This is a genomic window from Glacieibacterium sp. (assembly GCF_965200405.1).
GTDB lineage: Bacteria > Pseudomonadota > Alphaproteobacteria > Sphingomonadales > Sphingomonadaceae > Glacieibacterium.
The window spans coordinates 3,264,828-3,283,364 of the sequence record NZ_OZ241356.1 but is presented as its reverse complement, the minus strand read 5'-3'; the positions used below and the strand labels follow the sequence as shown (position 1 = coordinate 3,283,364).

16 protein-coding genes and 1 pseudogene are annotated in these 18,537 nt (G+C 65.6%); 7 read left to right on the top strand and 10 right to left on the bottom strand.

Going from position 1 to position 18,537, the window contains the following annotated elements; translation table 11 throughout:
• Positions 1-11 precede the first annotated feature (11 nt).
• On the bottom strand, positions 12-1,013 hold the full coding sequence (locus ACOFKW_RS15445) for a ligase-associated DNA damage response exonuclease (RefSeq protein ID WP_419815016.1): 1,002 nt from the start codon (positions 1,011-1,013) through the stop codon (positions 12-14).
• A gap of 90 nt (positions 1,014-1,103) precedes the next feature.
• Here ACOFKW_RS15445 and ACOFKW_RS15440 point away from each other — a divergent pair, with 90 nt between their 5' ends.
• From ACOFKW_RS15440 to pdeM, 3 genes are read left to right on the top strand one after another with little or no spacing between them, the layout of a single operon-like run.
• Positions 1,104-1,571, top strand: coding sequence for an SAM-dependent methyltransferase (locus tag ACOFKW_RS15440; protein WP_419815015.1), 468 nt, complete (start codon positions 1,104-1,106; stop codon positions 1,569-1,571).
• Positions 1,572-1,602: 31 nt separating this feature from the next.
• Positions 1,603-4,032: a ligase-associated DNA damage response DEXH box helicase gene (locus ACOFKW_RS15435; RefSeq protein ID WP_419815014.1), complete on the top strand. Its 2,430-nt coding sequence runs from the start codon at positions 1,603-1,605 to the stop codon at positions 4,030-4,032.
• Between the two features lie 49 nt (positions 4,033-4,081).
• Complete coding sequence (gene pdeM, locus ACOFKW_RS15430; RefSeq protein WP_419815013.1) at positions 4,082-4,750, top strand: ligase-associated DNA damage response endonuclease PdeM; 669 nt, start codon at positions 4,082-4,084, stop codon at positions 4,748-4,750.
• A gap of 5 nt (positions 4,751-4,755) precedes the next feature.
• Here pdeM and ACOFKW_RS15425 read toward each other — a convergent pair whose 3' ends face one another.
• The 6 genes and pseudogenes from ACOFKW_RS15425 to ACOFKW_RS15400 form a co-directional block, all read right to left on the bottom strand.
• Entirely contained in the window at positions 4,756-5,025 is a 270-nt protein-coding gene (locus tag ACOFKW_RS15425) for an HPr family phosphocarrier protein (protein WP_419815012.1), read from the bottom strand.
• Position 5,026: 1 nt separating this feature from the next.
• Positions 5,027-5,431 carry a PTS sugar transporter subunit IIA gene (locus ACOFKW_RS15420; RefSeq protein WP_419815011.1) on the bottom strand — a complete coding sequence of 135 codons (405 nt, stop codon included), beginning with the start codon at positions 5,429-5,431 and terminating at the stop codon, positions 5,027-5,029.
• Positions 5,428-6,306 carry an RNase adapter RapZ gene (gene rapZ / locus ACOFKW_RS15415; protein ID WP_419816972.1) on the bottom strand — a complete coding sequence of 293 codons (879 nt, stop codon included), beginning with the start codon at positions 6,304-6,306 and terminating at the stop codon, positions 5,428-5,430. Before rapZ ends, ACOFKW_RS15420 begins: the two co-directional genes overlap by 4 nt.
• A 318-nt stretch (positions 6,307-6,624) precedes the next feature.
• Positions 6,625-6,789 (bottom strand): annotated as a pseudogene (locus ACOFKW_RS15410) (HPr kinase/phosphorylase); the annotation flags it as partial.
• A complete protein-coding gene (locus ACOFKW_RS15405; protein WP_419815010.1) occupies positions 6,786-8,354 on the bottom strand; it encodes an ATP-binding protein in 1,569 nt (522 codons plus the stop codon). The gene ACOFKW_RS15405 and the pseudogene ACOFKW_RS15410, both read right to left, overlap by 4 nt.
• A complete protein-coding gene (locus tag ACOFKW_RS15400; protein WP_419815009.1) occupies positions 8,323-9,048 on the bottom strand; it encodes a response regulator transcription factor in 726 nt (241 codons plus the stop codon). Before ACOFKW_RS15400 ends, ACOFKW_RS15405 begins: the two co-directional genes overlap by 32 nt.
• 129 nt (positions 9,049-9,177) lie before the next feature.
• Between ACOFKW_RS15400 and ACOFKW_RS15395 the strand changes: the two genes are divergently transcribed.
• The 3 genes from ACOFKW_RS15395 (at position 9,178) to ACOFKW_RS15385 (ending at position 12,287) form a co-directional block, all read left to right on the top strand.
• Positions 9,178-9,687, top strand: coding sequence for a DUF4142 domain-containing protein (locus ACOFKW_RS15395; protein ID WP_419815008.1), 510 nt, complete (start codon positions 9,178-9,180; stop codon positions 9,685-9,687).
• A gap of 208 nt (positions 9,688-9,895) precedes the next feature.
• Entirely contained in the window at positions 9,896-11,488 is a 1,593-nt protein-coding gene (locus ACOFKW_RS15390) for a phosphoenolpyruvate carboxykinase (protein ID WP_419815007.1), read from the top strand.
• A 166-nt stretch (positions 11,489-11,654) separates the two neighbouring features.
• Positions 11,655-12,287: a YoaK family protein gene (locus tag ACOFKW_RS15385; protein ID WP_419815006.1), complete on the top strand. Its 633-nt coding sequence runs from the start codon at positions 11,655-11,657 to the stop codon at positions 12,285-12,287.
• A gap of 54 nt (positions 12,288-12,341) precedes the next feature.
• Here the strand turns inward: ACOFKW_RS15385 and aceB are convergent, their stop codons facing one another.
• Both aceB and ACOFKW_RS15375 read right to left on the bottom strand, forming a co-directional pair.
• Positions 12,342-13,925, bottom strand: coding sequence for a malate synthase A (gene aceB, locus ACOFKW_RS15380; RefSeq protein WP_419815005.1), 1,584 nt, complete (start codon positions 13,923-13,925; stop codon positions 12,342-12,344).
• Positions 13,926-13,938: 13 nt separating this feature from the next.
• Complete coding sequence (locus ACOFKW_RS15375) at positions 13,939-15,321, bottom strand: helix-turn-helix domain-containing protein (RefSeq protein WP_419815004.1); 1,383 nt, start codon at positions 15,319-15,321, stop codon at positions 13,939-13,941.
• A 210-nt stretch (positions 15,322-15,531) separates the two neighbouring features.
• On the opposite strand from ACOFKW_RS15375, the gene aceA reads away from it, so the two are divergent.
• Positions 15,532-16,833: an isocitrate lyase gene (gene aceA / locus ACOFKW_RS15370; protein WP_419815003.1), complete on the top strand. Its 1,302-nt coding sequence runs from the start codon at positions 15,532-15,534 to the stop codon at positions 16,831-16,833.
• A 139-nt stretch (positions 16,834-16,972) separates the two neighbouring features.
• Here aceA and ACOFKW_RS15365 read toward each other — a convergent pair whose 3' ends face one another.
• Positions 16,973-18,469 carry a sensor histidine kinase gene (locus ACOFKW_RS15365; protein ID WP_419815002.1) on the bottom strand — a complete coding sequence of 499 codons (1,497 nt, stop codon included), beginning with the start codon at positions 18,467-18,469 and terminating at the stop codon, positions 16,973-16,975.
• Positions 18,470-18,537 lie beyond the last annotated feature (68 nt).

The window sequence follows — 18,537 nt, the reverse complement described above, 5'->3', positions numbered from 1 at the left end:
TCAAAGAACGGTCAGTCGTCCTCGTCTTCCTTGCCGACGAGGTCGAGCGCGCGAGCCCGCATCTGGCGGGTGTGGCACCAATGGACCAGCGCCTCCTCGCGGCCGTGAGTAACCCAGACCTCCGATGGCGCCAGCTCGGTGCAAGTGTCGGTCAGCTCGGTCCAGTCGGCATGGTCGGAGACGATCAGCGGCAGTTCGACCATCTTCTGCACGGCACGCTGGCGGACGCGCATCCAGCCCGAGGCCATCGCCGTGATCGGCTCCGGCAGCCGCCGCGACCAGCGGTCGTTGAGCGCGGAGGGCGGCGCCATGACGATCGCGCCCTTCATCTCCGCCGGCTTCAGCCCTGCCGCCGGCCTAAGCTCGCCCAGGTCGACGCCCAGCGACACGTACAGGTCGCACAGGCGCTGTAGCGCGCCGTGAATGTAGATCGGGTCGGTGTGGCCGATCTGGCGCAGCCCCGCGATCACCCGCTGCGCCTTTCCAAGCGCATAGGCACCAATCAGCACGCAGCGGTCTGGATTGGCCTGCAGAGCAGTCACCGCCTTGCCGATCTCCTGCGTCGTGTCTGGATGGCGGAACACCGGCAGTCCGAAGGTCGCCTCGGTGACGAAGATATCGCATGGCACCGGCTCGAAGCCCTCGCAGGTCGGGTCCGCCCGGCGCTTGTAGTCGCCCGAGACGACGATACGCTCGCCCTTGTGCTCGAGCACGATTTGGGCCGAGCCGAGGACATGCCCGGCCGGGACGAAACGAGCCGTGACATCGCCAACCGTGACCGTCTCGCCATAGTCGACGCCCTGGCCGCCGACCTGCTCGCCATAGCGCACGTCCATGATCGCCAGCGTGCCCTTGGTCGCCAGCACCTTGTTGTGACCGGAACGGGCGTGGTCGGCATGGCCGTGGGTGACCAGCGCGCGATCCTTGGGCTGCGACGGATCGATCCAGAAGTCGCCGGGGGCGACGTAGATGCCCTCGGGGTGGGGCTGGAGCCAGGAACCGGGGGCGGGCATGTCCTGAATATAGGACCGTCCATCCGGACATGCCACGCCTGCGGCATCGCCGTGCTAGACGGCGCTTCGCGTTCGCAAGAGGGGAGGCTCATGGTCGAGGCAATCACGGTCATGCCGGTCGGTGTTGTTCGTGGCGGACGGGCGGAGGCGATCGACGACGACTGGGGCGAGAGCGTCGCGCGGATCGAGCTCGATAGCAGCTTGTTCACCCACGAAGCGCTTGCCGGGCTAGCAGACTTCTCGCACCTCGAGGTCATCTTCCACTTCGACCGGGTGCCCGTGGCCAAGATCGAGAGCGGCGCCCGCCACCCACGCGGCCGCTCCGACTGGCCGCTCGTCGGGATCTTCGCCCAGCGCGGCAAAAATCGACCGAACCGCCTCGGCCTGTGCACCTGCAGGCTGGTTGGCGTCGACGGCTTGACCATCTCCGTCGAGGGCCTGGACGCGATCGACGGAACACCGGTCCTCGACATCAAGCCGGTGATGCGTGGCTTCCTGCCGCGCGGCGATATCCGCGAACCCGCTTGGGCGAGCGAAATCATGGCGAGCTATTGGTAGCGCCTGGGCAACCTGCTCGTTTCGCCTGCCGATGCCTATATCCCTGCCAGTGACTGCTGCCCTCCCTCCCCAGATCCTCGACTGGTTCGCGACGCGCGACTGGTCGGTGCGGCGGCATCAGGCAGAGATGCTGGCTGCGGCGCGGGCAGGGGACCATGCGCTGCTGGTCGCGCCGACCGGTGCGGGCAAGACGCTGGCCGGGTTCCTTCCAAGCCTGGCGGAGTTGATCGAGAACCCGATCGATGGCCTCCACACCTTGTATGTGTCGCCGCTGAAAGCGCTGGCCGTCGACGTGCAGCGCAATCTGCTCAACCCGATCAATGAGATGGGCCTCGACATCCGCGTCGAGACGCGCACCGGCGACACGCCCTCCGACCGCAAGGTGAGGCAGCGCGAGCGGCCGCCGCAAATGCTGCTGACCACGCCGGAGTCGCTGTCGCTGCTGGTCAGCTACCCCGACGCGGCGCGCATGCTCGGCAGCCTGCGGACGATCATCGTCGATGAGGTCCATGCCTTCGCCACCAGCAAGCGCGGTGACCTGCTCAACCTGGCGATGGCGCGCTGCCAGATGCTCGCCCCCGGGCTGCGACGGGTCGGACTGAGTGCGACGATTGCCGATCCTGAAGCCTATCAGGGCTGGCTCGCGCCCGATGCCGACGCCGGATCCGTCAGGTTGGTGGTCGGCGATCCCGGCGCGGAGCCGCATGTCCACATTCTGGTTCCCGACGATCGCATCCCCTGGGCAGGGCACAATGGCCGCTACGCCGCCGCCGAGGTCATCAAGCTGATCGCCAACCACAAGTTGACGATCGTCTTCGTCAACACGCGCGCTGTGGCCGAGTTGATCTTTCGCGACCTGTGGGCAGAGAATGTCGACTCGCTTCCGATCGGTATCCATCACGGCTCGCTGAGCCCGGAAGCGCGGCGCAAGGTTGAGGCCGCGATGTCGAGCGGCCGGCTGCGCGCGATCGTCGCGACCGCCAGCCTCGATCTGGGCATCGACTGGGGCGACGTCGACCTGGTGGTGCAGATGGGCGCGCCCAAGGGTTCGTCGCGACTATTGCAGCGCATCGGTCGCGCCAACCACCGCATGGACGAGGCGTCGGAAGCCGTCGTCGTGCCGGGCAATCGCTTCGAATATCTGGAGTCGCTGGCCGCGCGCGATGCGGTCGAGCAGGGCGAGCTCGACCATGACATTTTCCGGCCCGGCGGTCTCGACGTGCTGGCGCAGCACATCATGGCTTGCGGCAGCGCCGCGCCGTTCACCGCAGATGCGCTGTTCGGCGAAATTCGGTCGAGCGCACCCTATGCCGGGCTGCCGCGCGCCGAGTTCGATCGCACCCTCGGCTTCGTCGAGTCGGGCGGCTACTCGCTCCGTGCCTATGATCGCTACAAACGCCTCACGCTGGGCGTCGACGGCCTGTACCGGGTCACCCACCCACGCATGGCGGTGCAGCACCGCCTCAACGCCGGCACTATCGTCGAGGCGGCGGCCCTGAACGTCAAGCTCGGGCGGCGCGGGCGCAGCTTCGGCAAGGTCGAGGAGTGGTTCGCCTCACAGTTGCGGCTCGGCGACAGCTTCATGTTCGCCGGGCAAGTCCTTGAGGTGACGGGTTTCGATGGTCCGGACATGTTCGTCAAGCTGTCGCGTGGCGACCCGCGAGTGCCGACCTATGTCGGTGGGCGCATGCCATTGTCGACCAACCTTGCGACGCGGGTGCGCGGTCTGTTCAACACGCCCGAACGCTGGTCGGAAATGCCGCCGGATGTTCATGAATGGCTGAGCTATCAGCAGTTGCGTTCCAAGCTTCCCGGCCTGGACGACCTTCTCGTCGAGACGTTCGAGCGCGAAGGCAAGCACTTCATGGTGGCCTATGGGTTCGAGGGCCGGAATGCGCACCAGACGCTGGGGATGCTGATGACGCAGCGTATGGAGGCAGCCGGCCTGCAGCCGCTCGGCTTCGTCGGCAGCGACTATATTCTGGCGACCTGGAGCCTCAAGCCGGTACTCGACCCCAAGCCGCTGTTCTCGCCGGACATCTTCGAGGAGGAGCTGTCAGAGTGGATCGCCGCGACGCCTTTCCTGCGCCGGGCGTTCCGCGAAGTCGCGGTGATCGGCGGCCTCATCGACCGACAACATCCCGGCCAGCACAAGACCGGCAAGCAGGTGACCTTCTCCAGCGACCTGATCTACGATGTGTTGCGCCGGCACGAGCCCGATCATCTCCTGTTGACTGCGGCATGGAGCGACGCGCGATCGAAGCTTACCGACATCGACCGGTTGGGAGCTTTGCTGGAGCGCGCGCAGACGTCGATGGTGCATATGAAGCTCGCGCGGGTGTCGCCACTGGCTGTCCCGGTGCTGCTGGAGGCTGGACGCGAGCGCGTGTTCGGCGGCGCCGACGAAGCGTTGCTGATCGAGGCGGACGCGCTGGCGGCGGAGGCGATGCGGCTCGACTGAACGTGCGACTTAGCTTGCAGCGACGGGCATCGTCGCTATACCGCGACGAATGTCATCCGTTGCCTTTTCGTTCGCAGGTCAGGAGTTCGTGCCGCTGACGTCGGGCGCGCTATTCTGGCCGTCGCGCAACGCCTTGCTGGTCGCAGACCTGCACTTCGAGAAGGCGAGCTGGTACGGAACGCGCCAGCAGTTCCTGCCCCCTTACGACACGACCGATACGCTGGCCGCGGTGATCGACGCGGTCGAGGCGACGGGAGCAACGTCGTTGTGGTGCCTGGGGGACAGCTTTCAAGATGCCGGCGGACCAGAGCGCCTGCCACCGGCGGCGCGGTCGGTTCTCGAGCGGCTGACCCGTACGCTTGACTGGCTGTGGATCACCGGCAACCATGATCATGAGGTCGCTCGTTCGCTTGGCGGACGGGTAATGGCCGAGTGCGAAGCGAGCGGCATCCTGCTGCGCCACGAGGCCGACGTGCTCGAAGCCAAGCCCGAGATTTCAGGGCATTACCATCCGAAGCTCAAGCTGCATGTCCGCGGCCGGGGTATCTCGCGACGGTGCTTTGCAGTGACGCCGAACAAGATCGTGTTGCCGGCCTTCGGTGCCTTGACCGGGGGGTTGGACGTCGGCGACCCGGTGTTCGGCCGGGTGCTGGGTGGACCGCTGGTCGCGCTGGTGCCGACGGCAGAACGATTGTTGCGGTTCCCGATCGCCGCCTGACGCGGTCAGTCTTCGCCGAACTTGTTCTCGATCAGTTCGACGAGCGCGGCCAGTGCTTCATCCGCCTGCGTTCCTGACGCCGCGACGTCGACACTGTCACCGGGCGCAGCGGCGAGCATCATCAAGCCCATGATCGAGGTGCCGGTGACGCTGGAGCCGTCCTTGCTGACCGTGACCACCGCGTCGAAGGTGCTGGCCAACGTCACAAAGCGGGCGCTCGCACGGGCATGGAGACCGCGGCGATTGGTGATCGGTACGGTGACGGGGCCAGCCAACTCAGGCCGCCTCGCCGAGGATCTGCGAAGCGACCGAGATATACTTGCGACCGGCTTCCTGCGCCGCGTCGACGGCGGCGGCGACGGTCATTACCTTGCGGACACTGGCGAGGCGGATCAGCATCGGCAGGTTGACGCCAGCAATTACCTCGATCTGCCCCGTGCCCATCAACGAGATCGCCAGGTTGGACGGTGTGCCACCGAACATGTCGGTCAGCACGATGACGCCTTTGCCTCCGTCGACCTTTGCGACTGCCGCGGCGATATCGGCGCGCCTGGCTTCCATGTCATCGTCAGCGCCGATGCAGATCGCCTCGATCGCAGTCTGCGGACCAACGACATGCTCCATCGCAAAGACGAATTCCGCCGCTAGCCGACCGTGGGTAACAAGTACGAGTCCGATCATGCGACCGATTGCTCCAGTCTGTCTTCACTGACGGGAGCGGCATCGTTGCCGCGTCCCGTCTTGTCACGGTGGATTAGATGCGGATCGTAACCTGCTGAGCGCAAACGTGCAGCAACTGCTTGTGCCACGAACACCGAGCGATGGCGACCGCCGGTGCAGCCGAAGGCGACGGTCAGGTAGGACTTGCCTTCGCGACCATAGCCGGGGAGCAGGGTCAGCAGCAGATCAACGATCCGCTCATAGGCGGGCGAGAACGCTGGGTCCGCCGCGACATAGGCGGCGACGGCCTCGTCCTCGCCGGTCAGCGGGCGCAGCTCCAGGTCCCAGTGCGGGTTGGCGAGGAACCGCATGTCGAACACCAGGTCGGCATCGCGTGGCAGCCCCCGCGCGAAACCGAACGACGTCAAGGTGATGGTCAGCGCATGGCCGGCACCGGTGCCGAAGCGCTCGCCGATCGCAGCGCGCAGGTCGGCGGCGCGGTAGTCGGTGGTGTCGATCACGGCATCGGCCCAGCGGCGCAGCGGCGCGGTCAATTCGCGCTCGGCGGCAATGCCGTCGGCAGCGGGGCGGTCGAGCGCCAACGGGTGCCGGCGCCGGGTTTCGGAAAAGCGGCGAGTCAGTTCGCCACCACTGCAGTCGAGGAAGACCAGTCGGACATCGAGGTGGTCGGCGCGGAGTGCCTTGAGCCGCGCCACGATTGCCTCGCCGTCGAAGCCCCGCGTGCGCGAGTCGATGCCGAAGGCGAGCGGTCGGCCGGACTCGATCTCGTCGGGGTCCAGCAGTCGATCCAGAAGCGCCAGTGGCAGATTGTCGACCGCCTCGAAGCCAAGGTCCTCCAGAGCCTTCAATGCCGTCGACTTGCCGGCGCCGGACATGCCGGTGATGATAAGTACCCGGGTCGGGCCGCTGGGCGAAGGTGGTTCAGAGGTCACGGGCGCGGCTTCTACTCCCGTTCGCAGGGCGCGCAAAGCCGCTTCGACCTTGAGGGGCGCCGCGGTTTCGAAGGGTGAGAGCGCCAGACATGGCAGGGCGACCCCCGCGACGTCACGGGTCGTCGCGTCGGGAAGGCGGTCCGGCAGGCTTTCCAGGTCGAAGGCCATCGCCACCGGGACACTGTGGGCAAAGGGCATCGCGGCGATGCCGCAGCCGCGGATCTCCAGCATGCCTGCAATCGTCGCCGGTGCAGAGGCAACCAGGCCATCGCCGTCGCGGCTGAGCTCGACCTGGTCATCGGCGATCAGCACGGCGCCGCGGTCGATCAGCCGGAGCGCCAGGTCCGATTTGCCGCTGCCGGGACGCCCCAGTAGCAGCACGGCCCGGCCGTCGATCGAGACTGCCGTGGCGTGGACGCGGATCATACCGCGGGCAGGGAGACGATGAAGCGCGCACCATTGCCGGGATGCCGGTCGAGCACTTCGACATTGCCGTCATGAGCTTCGACGATCGTCCTGACGATCGCCAGGCCCAGCCCGGAATGTCGGCCGAAATCCTCACCTTCCGGGCGTTCGGTGTAAAACCGCCTGAAGATGTCCTCGCGGTTCTCGGTCGGAATGCCGGGGCCGCTGTCGTCGACGCGCAGCAGCACCCGGTCGCCGGCATGAACGACAACGACCACTACCAGGCCGCCGTCGGGCGAGAAGGACACGGCATTGTCGATCAGGTTGCGGACCACTTGCGCAAGCCGGTCGCCCTCGCCGAGCGTGACGGCGGTGTCGCCCTCCGGTCGGGCGTAGGCGATCTGTACGCCACGCGGCAGGCCGGCGGTCTCATAAGCCTTGACCAGATTGCCGGTGAGGTCGCCGAAATCGATGCGTTCGAAACGGCTGCGGGACAGCTCGGCATCCAGGCGACTGGCGTCGGCAATGTCGGTGATCAGCCGGTCGATACGACCGACATCGTCGCGGATCACCTCCATCAACTGTGTCTTGAGCGCCGGGTCCTTGACCAGTTCGAGCGAATCGACTGCGCTGCGCAGGCTAGCCAGCGGGTTCTTGAGTTCATGCGCAACGTCGGCGGCGAATGCTTCGGTCGCGTCGATGCGGTCGCGGAGTGCACCAGTCATGTCGCTGAGCGCCCGTGCCAATTGGCCGATCTCGTCACGGCGGCGCTTGAAGCGGGGCACCGTGACTTCACGGGCACGACCGAGGCGAACGCGCTGTGCCGACACGGCCAGCAAGCGGAGCGGGCGAACAATCGTGTTGGCGAGGAAATTCGAAAAGAACAGGCTGACTGCCAGCACACCGAGGAAGACCATGCCAAGCGTTGCTCGCTCGGCGCGGACAAGGCGGGTGATGTCGCGGGTGTCGAGGGTGAGTTGCAGCGTCGGTCGTGGGGCTGGGCCGGTACCGAGCGGAGCGGCGGCGCTGATGATGACGGTGCGGTCGGGTGCACGACGGCGGAGGTCGACGACCTTGCCGTTGCGGGCAACAAGGACCTCCGACCAGGCCGCGGCATTATCGCGCGCCGGTTCGACATAATCGTCGAGATGGTGCGTCGTGCCGAAGCCCTCGATGACTATGTCGAGCGCGCGGGCGGCGTCACGGCGAAACGGCTCGGTACGCGGGTCGACGAGCTCGAAGGTCGGCCCGGTAGCGCGCCAGCTGTCGGCAGCCAGGCTGCCATCCGTCGCATAGACCCGTAACCGCGAGCCGCCGATTGCGCCGAAGCGGGCGGCGAGCGCCGGCCATTGCGCCGATGGCACGCGCGATAGAAAATCACCGATCAAGGTGGCCTGAAGCCTGAGCTCGCTGCTGCGCTGATCGATCAGCCGTTCGCGAAACGTGTCGAGATAGGCGACGCTCAACGCCAGGGCGAGGATGGCAAAGACGTTGACCGCAAGGATGCGCGGCGCGAGGCTGAACCGCCAGCGCGCGGGTGGCCCGGTCAATGGATCAGGCTTCGTTGAAGCGGTAGCCGACGCCATAGAGCGTCTCGATCCCCTTGAAGTCGCGGTCGACGGCCCGGAATTTCTTGCGCAAGCGCTTGATATGGCTGTCGATCGTTCGATCGTCGACGTAGACGTCGTCCTGATAGGCGGCGTCCATCAACTGGTCGCGCGATTTGACGAAGCCGGGGCGGCTGGCCAACGCTTCCAGGATCAGGAACTCGGTGACCGTCAGCGCGACGTCGCCGGCCTTGCCCTCGGCCGTCTCCCAGCTGACTCGGTGGCGCGCTGGATCCATGGTCAGGCGTCCGCGCGTGAAGGCCGGGCCGGGCGCCGTTTCGCCCTCGGCCAACGGCTCGCCCCTACGGCTGGCGACGCGGCGTAAAACAGCGCGGATGCGCTCTATCAGCAGCCGCTGGCTGAACGGCTTGCCGATATAATCGTCGGCGCCCATCGCCAATCCGAGCGCCTCGTCGATCTCGGTATCCTTGGACGTCAGGAAAATCACCGGCAGTTCGGTTTTTTCTCGCAGCCGCCTCAGCAATTCCATCCCGTCCATGCGTGGCATCTTGATATCGAGGACGGCCAGGTCCGGCGGATTCTCCGTCAGCGCTTTCAACGCAGCTGCACCATCGGAGTAGAGTCGAACCGCAAAGCCTTCACTTTGCAGGGCGATCGACACCGAAGTGAGGATATTGCGGTCGTCGTCGACGAGAGCGATCGTGGCGGACACAGGGTCTCCGGGCGCGGCGTCGAATGCCTAGCGCAACGCTGTGCCAATACCGCGGCCCTGTGGCAAGTACGACGCGGAACTGCCCCCTGATGCTGGGGTTAGGCGACTTACTGAAATTGGGAGATCGTCATGAACAGATTCGCTATGCTCGCCGCCACCAGCCTGGTCGTCGCCGCACCTCTCGCGGCCGCACCGACCACCAAGGCGCCTGACTTCGTCAAACAGGCAGGGTCGGGAGATCTTTACGAAAAGACGTCGAGCCAGATGGTCCTGAAGACCGCAAAGGACGCCAAGATCCGCAGTTTCGCCCAGATGATGATCGACGATCACAGCAAGTCGACCGCTCAGGTCGCGGCCGCTGCCAAATCCGATGGCGTCGTCGCCGGACCGCCCAAGCTGCTGCCGCCCCAGGCCAAGATGATCGCCGACCTGAAGGCAGCCAAGGGCGCCGACATGGAGAAGGTCTACGTCAAGCAGCAGATGATGGCGCATGAGCAGGCGCTGGCGCTGCACACCACCTATGCGCAGGGCGGCGACAAGCCGGCCTTGAAGCAGGCCGCGACCGGCATCGTGCCTGTCGTCCAGCATCATCTGGACGAGTTGCGCGGCATGCAGGGTGCGACAACCACCGGGCGCTGATCGCTCCTAAAGACGATGATGCCAGTCGCGGCGATGCCGTGGCTGGCATCGTTTGTCTGCGACCCATGCTTCGGGCACAGCGCGGCCTCCCACGGGCGCAAGAATCTAACCCATGACTTTGACGTGCTGGCGGCATCTCGCCTAATAGCGGCGGATCACGAAGGCCAGCCCCCCGCTGCTTCCATCTCTCATTTCCAAGGAGACCCCCTTGACTGCTTCCCGTACTGGCCTCGACACGCAAGGCTTCACGACCAATGCGACCCTGCACTGGAACCTTGGAACTGCGGCGCTGATCGAGCAGGCCGTGGCGCGGGGCGAGGGCCTGCTGTCGAAGGACGGCGCACTCGTCGTCGAGACTGGCAAGCACACCGGCCGCTCGGCAAATGACAAGTTCATCGTCAAGGACGACGTCACCGGCCCGGTGATCTGGTGGGGCAAGACCAACAGGCCGATCAGCCCGGAGCAGTTCGCCACGATCAAGGCCGATTTCGCTGCCGCGCTGGCCGAGAAGGACACGCTGTTCGTCCAGGACCTGTTCGGCGGATCGCAGCCCGAGTACCGCGTCCAGGTTCGCGTAATCACCGAATACGCGTGGCACTCGATGTTCATCCGCACGATGCTGGTGCGGCCGGAGGAGGCTGAACTCGCCGACTTCCTGCCGGAGTTCACGATCGTCGACCTGCCGAGCTTCAAGGCCGATCCGGCGCGTCACGGCTGCCGGTCGGAGACGATCATCGCCGTCGACTTCGAGGGCAAGACCATACTGATCGGCGGCACGAAATATGCCGGCGAGATGAAGAAGTCGGTGTTCTCGATCCTCAACTACCTACTGCCGGTGCAGGGCGTGATGCCGATGCATTGCTCAGCCAACATCGGCGCGAATGGCGATACCGCGGTGTTCTTCGGTCTCAGCGGCACCGGCAAGACGACGCTCAGCGCGGATGCGTCGCGCACCCTGATCGGCGACGACGAGCATGGCTGGTCGGATACGGCGGTCTTCAATTTCGAAGGCGGCTGCTACGCCAAGGCAATCCGCCTGTCGCCAGAGGCCGAGCCCGAGATCTACGCGACGACCAAGCGCTTCGGTACTGTGCTGGAGAATGTCGTGATCGATCCCGATACGCGCGAAATCGATCTCGACGACAATGCGCTGGCGGAGAACAGTCGCGCTTCCTACCCGATCGACTTCATCCCGAACGCCAGCAGCGACAATCTCGGGCCGGTACCCAAGAACATCATCATGCTGACCGCCGACGCTTTCGGCATCCTGCCTCCGATTGCCAAGCTGACCCCGGCGCAGGCAATGTACCACTTCCTCTCCGGCTACACCGCCAGGGTCGCAGGTACCGAGATCGGGGTGACAGAGCCCGACGCCACCTTCTCGACCTGCTTCGGAGCGCCGTTCATGCCGCGTCATCCGTCGGTCTACGGCAACCTCCTGAAGGAGCGTATCGCCAAGGGCGGCGTCGATGTCTGGCTGGTCAACACCGGTTGGACCGGCGGCATCTATGGCGTTGGCAAGCGCATGCCGATCCGGGTCACCCGCGCGCTGCTCAACGCCGCGCTCGACGGTTCGCTGAATAATGCACCGATGCGGACCGATCCGAATTTCGGCTTCCAGGTGCCGATCGTCGTTGCTGGCGTCGACCAGCTCATCCTCGATCCGCGTGCTACCTGGGCCGACAAGGATGCTTACGACGTCAAGGCAGCGGGGCTGGTGAAGTTGTTCATCGATAACTTCGCCCAGTTCGAGGATCACGTCGATGCTGGCGTTCGCGAGGCTGCGCCCAAGGCAGCTTGACGCCAACCTCACCTTTCTGATCGGCTACCGCCGTCTTCATTGATTGGAGGCGGCGGTCTTCTGTCCGGCCGGGTCGAACAATCCTGACTATTAGGCTGAGCCTTGTCATATCGAATGACAATCGCGGCTTACGGGCGCTTGCTGCAGGCATGAGTGCACACGCTCGATGAAGCAGTTCGACGCCCGGTGGCGGACGCTGGCGGCGTGCATGTCGGCGGTCGCGGGATTTGTCGATGCGGTCGGGTTTATCGGGACGGGCGGCTTCTTCGTCTCGTTCATGAGCGGCAATTCGACCCGGATGGCCGTTGCTGCTCCTATGGCGGTCATGACCGCTGCGGCGGCAGCGGGTCTGATCGCTTCGTTCGTCGCGGGCGTGATAATCGGATCCTTGCTTGGGAGAACCGTGGGTCGAGTCCGGCGGCCTGTGGTGTTGCTACTGGTTGCAACGATCGTTGCGATGGCTGCTCTGATGGTTCGCATTGGGCCGATGTGGAGCGTATTCGCGCTCGCAGCCCTGGCTATGGGCGCTGAGAATACGGTTTTCGAGACAGGCGGCGAGGTGCGGCTTGGCGTCACCTACATGACCGGTGCGCTGGTCAAGACTGGGCAACATCTGGCGACCGCTTTGACGGGCGGCGAGCGCTGGGGATGGTTGCCGTATCTAGGACTGTGGTCCGGACTGGTCGGCGGCGCCGTGATCGGTGCGCTGGCCTATCCGATTTTTGGCCTTGAAGCGCTCTGGATTGCGGCGTTGGCGCTGCTGGGGCTCGCGGTCGTGGCATGGCGGTTGGAGAGCTGAGAGCAGCTATCGTCGATCTTCGCATCTCCGCCGATGCCACAACGGCGATGAATGCTATTTGCTGAAATAGTGCTGATATGCTGGCAGCGTCAAGAACGGCTCCAACTTGTCGGCCAGCACGAGAGCACGGAACACCTCTGCGGCCTCGGCGAACTTGCCTGCTGCAAAATGGTCGCCGCCAACGTCGGCTTTCCAGACCTTTAGTTGCTCGCCGATCACTCGTTCGATCAGCGCCTCATCGACAGGCTCCCCGCTGTCGAGGACGACGTCGTTGGCACGCCATTGCCAGAGCTGGGTACGGCAGATCTCGGCGGTGGCGGCGTCCTCCATGAGGTTGTGCAGTGGAGCAGCACCGGCGCCGCGCAGCCAGGAAGCGATGTAGCCGATGCCGACATTGACGTTGTTGGTCAACCCGGCCAGCGACTTGGGACCGGGGGCAGGGGTGGTCAATTGCTCGGCAGTCACCGAGCCTTCGGGTATCCGGCCGAGCTGATTGGGCCCCGGCATGATCCGGTCGAAGACCTCCATGGCGACGCCGACCAGCCCGGGGTGGGCAACCCAGGTGCCGTCATGGCCGATGCTTGCCTCGCGCTCCTTGTCGGCGCGGACGGCGGCAAAGGCCCTGTCATTAGCGGCATCGTCGCCCTTGACCGGGATGAACGCCGACATGCCGCCCATCGCGTGTGCGCCGCGGCGGTGGCAGGTGCGAATGACGTGAAGCGCATAGTCGCGCATGAAGGGGACGATCATGTTCACTGCGGCCCTGTCCGGCAGGACATGCGCCGACGAGTTGCGGAAGGTCTTGATGAAGCTGAAGATATAGTCCCAGCGACCGCAGTTGAGCGCCGAGACATGGTCGCGAAGCTCGTACAGGATCTCGTCCGCCATGAAGGCGCCGGGGAGAGTCTCGATCAGCACGGTGCCCTTGATGGTGCCGACCGGCAGCCCGAGCACCGATTGGGCGTAGACGAAGACGTTGTTCCACAGCCGCGCCTCGAGATAATGCTCGAGCTTGGGCAGGTAGAAATACGGACCGCTGCCGTTCGCCACCAGCCGCCGGGCGTTGTGGAAAAAGTACAGCCCGAAATCGAACAGCGCGCCGGCGACGGGCTCGCCATCGACCAGCATGTGCGCTTCGGGCAGATGCCAGCCGCGCGGGCGGATCAGCAGCGTCGCCACCTTTTCGTTGAGCTTGTAGCTCTTGCCCTTGTCCTCGAAAGTGATCGTGCGGTCGACCGCGTCGCGCAGGTTGATCTGGCCCTCGAGCATGATCTCCCACATGGGCGTGGAGGCGTCCTCGAAGTCCGCCATGAAGCATCTGGCGCCCGAATTCAGCGCGTTGATGACCATCTTGCGGTCGACCGGCCCGGTGATCTCGACGCGGCGATCCTGCAGGTCGGCGGGCGAGCCCGCGATCTGCCAGTCTCCATCACGGACCGACGATGTCTCGGGCGCGAAGTCGATTTCATTGCCTTCGTCCCACCACGCCTGGCGCTGGTCGCGGGCGCGCAGCAGCGATTGCCGCGTCGGCTCGTACATGCGGTGGAGGCTGGCGACGAACAGCAATGCCGCGTCGGTCAGGATGGTCTCGAAGCCGGGCTTCATCGTCCCGGTGATGTGTACGCCGTGGACGGCCATGTTGCTCTCCGGTCTATGCGAACCTGAACGGGGTGACGCCACGCGTGCGCTCGTCGACGACGAGGCGACGACCGCGCGGCGGCAGGCTGCGCTGGCGACATGCGGTACGTTCGCACGATGCGCAACCCAGGCCGATCGGCGTAGCCCTCGGTGCGTCGAGGTCCAGCCCGGAGGCGTAGGCCAGCGGTCGGGCATGGCCGAGGTCGCAGCCGAGCAGGATGGCGAACTCCGGTCGCGGCTCGCCATAGCCCATGGTGTAGCTGCGTACGGTCCGGGTCACCGTCAGGAAGCGCGCGCCGTCCTCCGTCTCGACGATCTGGCGGACGATGGCACCCGGGCGGTCGAAGGCAGCGTGCAGCGTCCATAACGGGCAGCCGCCACCACGCGCCGCCAGCGTCGAGCGCGCCGCGGCGAAGCGCTTGCTGATGTTACCGGCGCGGTCGACGCGTAGCATGAAGAACGGCACGCCGCGGGCGCCGGGGCGCTGCAGCGTCGTCAGCCGGTGGGCGACCTGCTCGAACCCCGCGCCGAAGCGCGCCTGCAGCATCTCGATGTCGTAGCCGAGCGATTCGCAGGCGGCGTGAAAGCGGCCGTACGGCATCATGATCGCGGCGGCGGCATAGTTGACTAGCGTCTGGGTGCCGAGGCGTTGCGCCTCCTTGGTGGGAAGGTTGGCCCCGGCCAGCGCGGCTTCGATAGCCGGGCGGAGTTCGCTGAGCGCCAGTTGGGCGGCGGCGGCAAAGGTCCGGCTGGCGGCGTCGAGGCTCTCCGACAGCTGCAACTGGCGCGAGTGAAGGTCGAGGCGGCGCAGCAGGTTGGGCATGATCTCGGCGGGCAGGATGCGGACGCTGAGCCCGTGGCGGACGCGCAGCCGGTCGGAAATCGCGGAGCGCAGGTCGCCCGCCGCCAGCCGCAGTTCGTCGGCGAGCGCTTCGCAGGCGGTGTCGAGTTCGGGGAAGTGGTTGCGGCGGTCGAGCAGCAGGTCGGTGACCGCCTCGATCGGGTTGGCCTCAGGGTCGGCGCGTACGGTATCGCCGTCGAGCAGCGCGTGGAGTCGGAGCAGGGCCTGGGCGATACCGGGCGAGGCAGAAGCGACCTCGGCCAGCTCGGCACGCCCGATCTCGATGCCGTGCAGTGCCGGATCGCCGAAGACGCGCGCCAGTTCGGATGCGACCGCATCGCCGTCGTCGCCGGTCAACTGGCGCAGGTCGAGGTTGTAGGTCCCAGCCAGCTTGAGCAGGAAAGTTGCGCTGAGTGGCCGCTGGTTGCGCTCGATCAGGTTGAGGTAGCTCACCGACACGCCGAGGTCGGCCGCCATCCGCGTCTGGGTCAGCGCCTGTGCAATCCGCAGGCGGCGCAGGCGGGGACCGGCGAAGATCTTCTGGTCGGCAGCCATGCTCGCTCTCGATTGTAAATAATACGTACACTGTGACAGGTTTGATCGAACGTTTCCACACATCTCCACACGATTTTGACGACAAGCCCGATTGACCCTGCAACGCTGCGGTTGCACAGCGCATCTATAGCGTTTCGGGGAGGATCGGCGGGAAGGTGCAAAGCATCACCCGCCGGTAGTTGTAAAGAAATGGTCAAAAGGACTGCAGCCATGACGAGCTTTGCCGAACTGATCCCAGACGCCTCCGCCGGCCGTTTCGACGGCATCAAGCGGCCCTATTCCGCCGAAGACGTCGCCCGTCTGCGCGGCTCGGTGCAGGTCGAGCATACGCTGGCTAAGCGTGGTGCGGCGACGCTTTGGGAAATCTTGAAGTCGGAGGATTACGTCAACGCGCTCGGTGCACTCAGCGGCAACCAGGCGATGCAGATGGTCCGCGCCGGGCTGAAGGCGATCTACCTCAGCGGCTGGCAGGTCGCCGCCGATGCCAACACTGCCGGCGCCATGTATCCCGACCAGTCGCTGTACCCCGCCAACGCCGGCCCTGAATTGTGCCGCAAGATCAACCGCACCTTGCAGCGCGCCGATCAGATCGAGCACAGCGAAGGCGGCGTTCAGCGCGACTGGTTCGCGCCGATCGTCGCCGATGCCGAAGCCGGTTTCGGCGGCCCGCTGAACTGCTTCGAGATCATGAAGGCCTACATCGAGGCCGGAGCGGCGGGCGTCCATTACGAGGACCAACTCGCGTCGGAGAAGAAGTGCGGCCACCTTGGCGGCAAGGTGCTGATCCCGACCCAGGCGCATATCCGCAACCTCGACGCGGCACGGCTGGCGGCGGACGTCTCGGGCGTCGCGACGGTGATCTGCGCGCGCACCGATGCCGAGAGCGCCATGCTGCTGACCTCCGACGTCGACGAGCGCGACCATGAGTTCATCACCGGCGAGCGTACCCCTGAAGGCTTCTTCCGCCTGAAGCCCGGCACCGGCGTCGATCACTGCATCAAGCGCGGCATCTCGTTCGCCGAGCACGCAGACCTGCTGTGGTGGGAGACATCGAAGCCCAACCTCGATGATGCACGGCGCTTCGCCGAAGCGATCAAGAAGGAGCATCCGAACAAGATGCTGGCGTACAATTGCTCGCCGTCGTTCAACTGGGAGGCCAATCTCGACAAGGACACCATCGCTAAATACCAGCGCGAGCTGGGCGCGATGGGGTACAAGTTCCAGTTCGTCACGCTCGCCGGTTTCCACCAGTTGAACCACGGCATGTTCGAACTGGCGCGCGGCTACAAGGAGCGCGGCATGGCGGCTTATTCGGAGCTGCAGCAGGCCGAGTTCGCCTCCGAGAAGAACGGCTACACCGCAACGCGCCACCAGCGCGAAGTCGGCACCGGCTATTTCGATGCCGTCGCGATGGCGATCTCGGGCGGCTCGTCCTCGACGACCGCGCTTGGGGAGTCGACGGAGAATGCCCAATTTTTGGCAGGCGACGCGATGAAGATCGCGGCTGAGTAAGCCCTCTCCCTCCCCCCGCGGGGGGAGGGACCGACGCGTCAGCGCCAAGAAGGGCGTATTCCGGGAACAAGCCGCTCTCCCGGTCCGTGGCAAGCAAAACGTCTCTCGACCTCTCCCAGTTGGGAGAGGTCGCAGGCGTTTAGGCCGCTTCCCTCGGTACGACGATCTCGAACCCCGCACCGGGATTTTGCGGGCAAAGGTTTACCACTGCCTGCAGCTGCCGCGTCAGCGACCGCACGATCTTCATGCCCAGCGATCCCGAGCGCAGCAGGCTGAAGCCTTCCGGAAGTCCCGGTCCCGTGTCGCCGACGAACACGCGCACGTCGCCCTGTTCCGTGCGTGACAGGTGCAGGCGAATGATGCCCGCAACGTCGCCGGGATAAGCGTATTTCATCGCATTGGTGATGAGCTCGCTGACGACCAGCGCCAGCGGCACAGCCTGGCTCAACGGCAGGACAATCTCGTCCGTCGCAGCGAAGTCGAGCACCACCCGCCCGCCGGCATTGAGCGCCGAAACACTTTCCTCGGCCAGCTCGCAAAGATAGGCGACGATATCGACCCGGTCATGGGCACTGGTCGAATACAGCCGCTGGTGCATCGAAGCGACCACCGAGACCCGGCCGCGCGCCTCGACCAGGCTGGCCCGCAGCACGGGGTCGACGGCCTGTGCCGCCTGCAGCGACAGCAATGCGGTAACCAGCTGCAGGCTGTTCTTGACCCGGTGGTTGACCTCGTGGAGCAGCATGTCCTTTGTCTCGACGGCCGTAGCCAGCGCCGCCTCGGCGCGTTTGCGGGCGGTAATGTCGATACTGGCAATCGACAGGCGCCGACGCCCGCTGGTGCCGGGTGGCATCGGGGTCAGAGTCGCGGTGAACCAGCGCTCGCCATCCGGCCCGGCGAACGGATATTCGGTGGTCGTCGGCTCGCCCGCGGCATGGCCGCGCTTCAGTGCAGTCATCATTCCGCGCGCCAGCTTGCCGTTTCTCAGCGAACGGGCGCTGCGCCCGGTGATCGACTCCGCTCCCCAGAAGCGCGCCATGCGCCGGTTGGCGACGATGAAAGTGAAGTCCCGCTCGTCGATCTCGATGACCGCCGTGTAGACGCCCGCCGTCTCGAAGAAGGCGCGCATCGCGGTCTCGGACTCGCTCAGTCGGGACGCGAGCGCCGCGGCTCCGCTGACGTCGATGTTGACGCCGTACCAGCGCGTCACCTTGCCGTCGGTGTTACGGACAGGCTGGGCGCGGGTCAGGAACGGGCGAAAGCTGCCGTCGGCGGCGCGCAGCGGGAAGGTCATCTCGAAACTCTCGCCGCGCTCGACAGCCTCCGCCCAGTTGGACATCACCTGGGGCAAAGTCTCTGGATCGTGGACCGATCGCCACCCCCAGCCTTCGAGCTGCGTCGGGCTGCACCCGGTGTATTCGTACCAGTGGCGGTTATACCAGAAGATGTAGCCGTCGGCGTTGGCCATCCACGACAGGATCGGCAGATTGTCGGCCATCAGGCGATAGTCGCGGTCGGCGTCGCCGCTTTCGGCGAACGAACTTTCGGTGAAATGTCGCAGCCCGTCCCCGGCACCGACCACCGAGGCGCCAACTCCGGCAGCGACGGCGAGCGGATCGGTAGCGGGCTGCAGCATCGCCTGCCATTAACGCCGTAAGGCGCAATTTGCCAAGTATCGGCGGCCTGCCACCCTGCCTTAGACAA

Coding starts and splice junctions, on each gene's coding strand:
- ACOFKW_RS15445 (WP_419815016.1), bottom strand. CDS start 1,013: ATGCCCGCCCCCGGTTCCTGGCTCCAGCCCCACCCCGAGGGCATCTAC.
- ACOFKW_RS15440 (WP_419815015.1), top strand. CDS start 1,104: ATGGTCGAGGCAATCACGGTCATGCCGGTCGGTGTTGTTCGTGGCGGA.
- ACOFKW_RS15435 (WP_419815014.1), top strand. CDS start 1,603: ATGCCTATATCCCTGCCAGTGACTGCTGCCCTCCCTCCCCAGATCCTC.
- pdeM (WP_419815013.1), top strand. CDS start 4,082: ATGTCATCCGTTGCCTTTTCGTTCGCAGGTCAGGAGTTCGTGCCGCTG.
- ACOFKW_RS15420 (WP_419815011.1), bottom strand. CDS start 5,431: ATGATCGGACTCGTACTTGTTACCCACGGTCGGCTAGCGGCGGAATTC.
- rapZ (WP_419816972.1), bottom strand. CDS start 6,306: ATGTCCGGCGCCGGCAAGTCGACGGCATTGAAGGCTCTGGAGGACCTT.
- ACOFKW_RS15405 (WP_419815010.1), bottom strand. CDS start 8,354: ATGGCGTCGGCTACCGCTTCAACGAAGCCTGATCCATTGACCGGGCCA.
- ACOFKW_RS15395 (WP_419815008.1), top strand. CDS start 9,178: ATGAACAGATTCGCTATGCTCGCCGCCACCAGCCTGGTCGTCGCCGCA.
- ACOFKW_RS15385 (WP_419815006.1), top strand. CDS start 11,655: ATGAAGCAGTTCGACGCCCGGTGGCGGACGCTGGCGGCGTGCATGTCG.
- aceB (WP_419815005.1), bottom strand. CDS start 13,925: ATGGCCGTCCACGGCGTACACATCACCGGGACGATGAAGCCCGGCTTC.
- ACOFKW_RS15375 (WP_419815004.1), bottom strand. CDS start 15,321: ATGGCTGCCGACCAGAAGATCTTCGCCGGTCCCCGCCTGCGCCGCCTG.
- aceA (WP_419815003.1), top strand. CDS start 15,532: ATGACGAGCTTTGCCGAACTGATCCCAGACGCCTCCGCCGGCCGTTTC.
- ACOFKW_RS15365 (WP_419815002.1), bottom strand. CDS start 18,469: ATGCTGCAGCCCGCTACCGATCCGCTCGCCGTCGCTGCCGGAGTTGGC.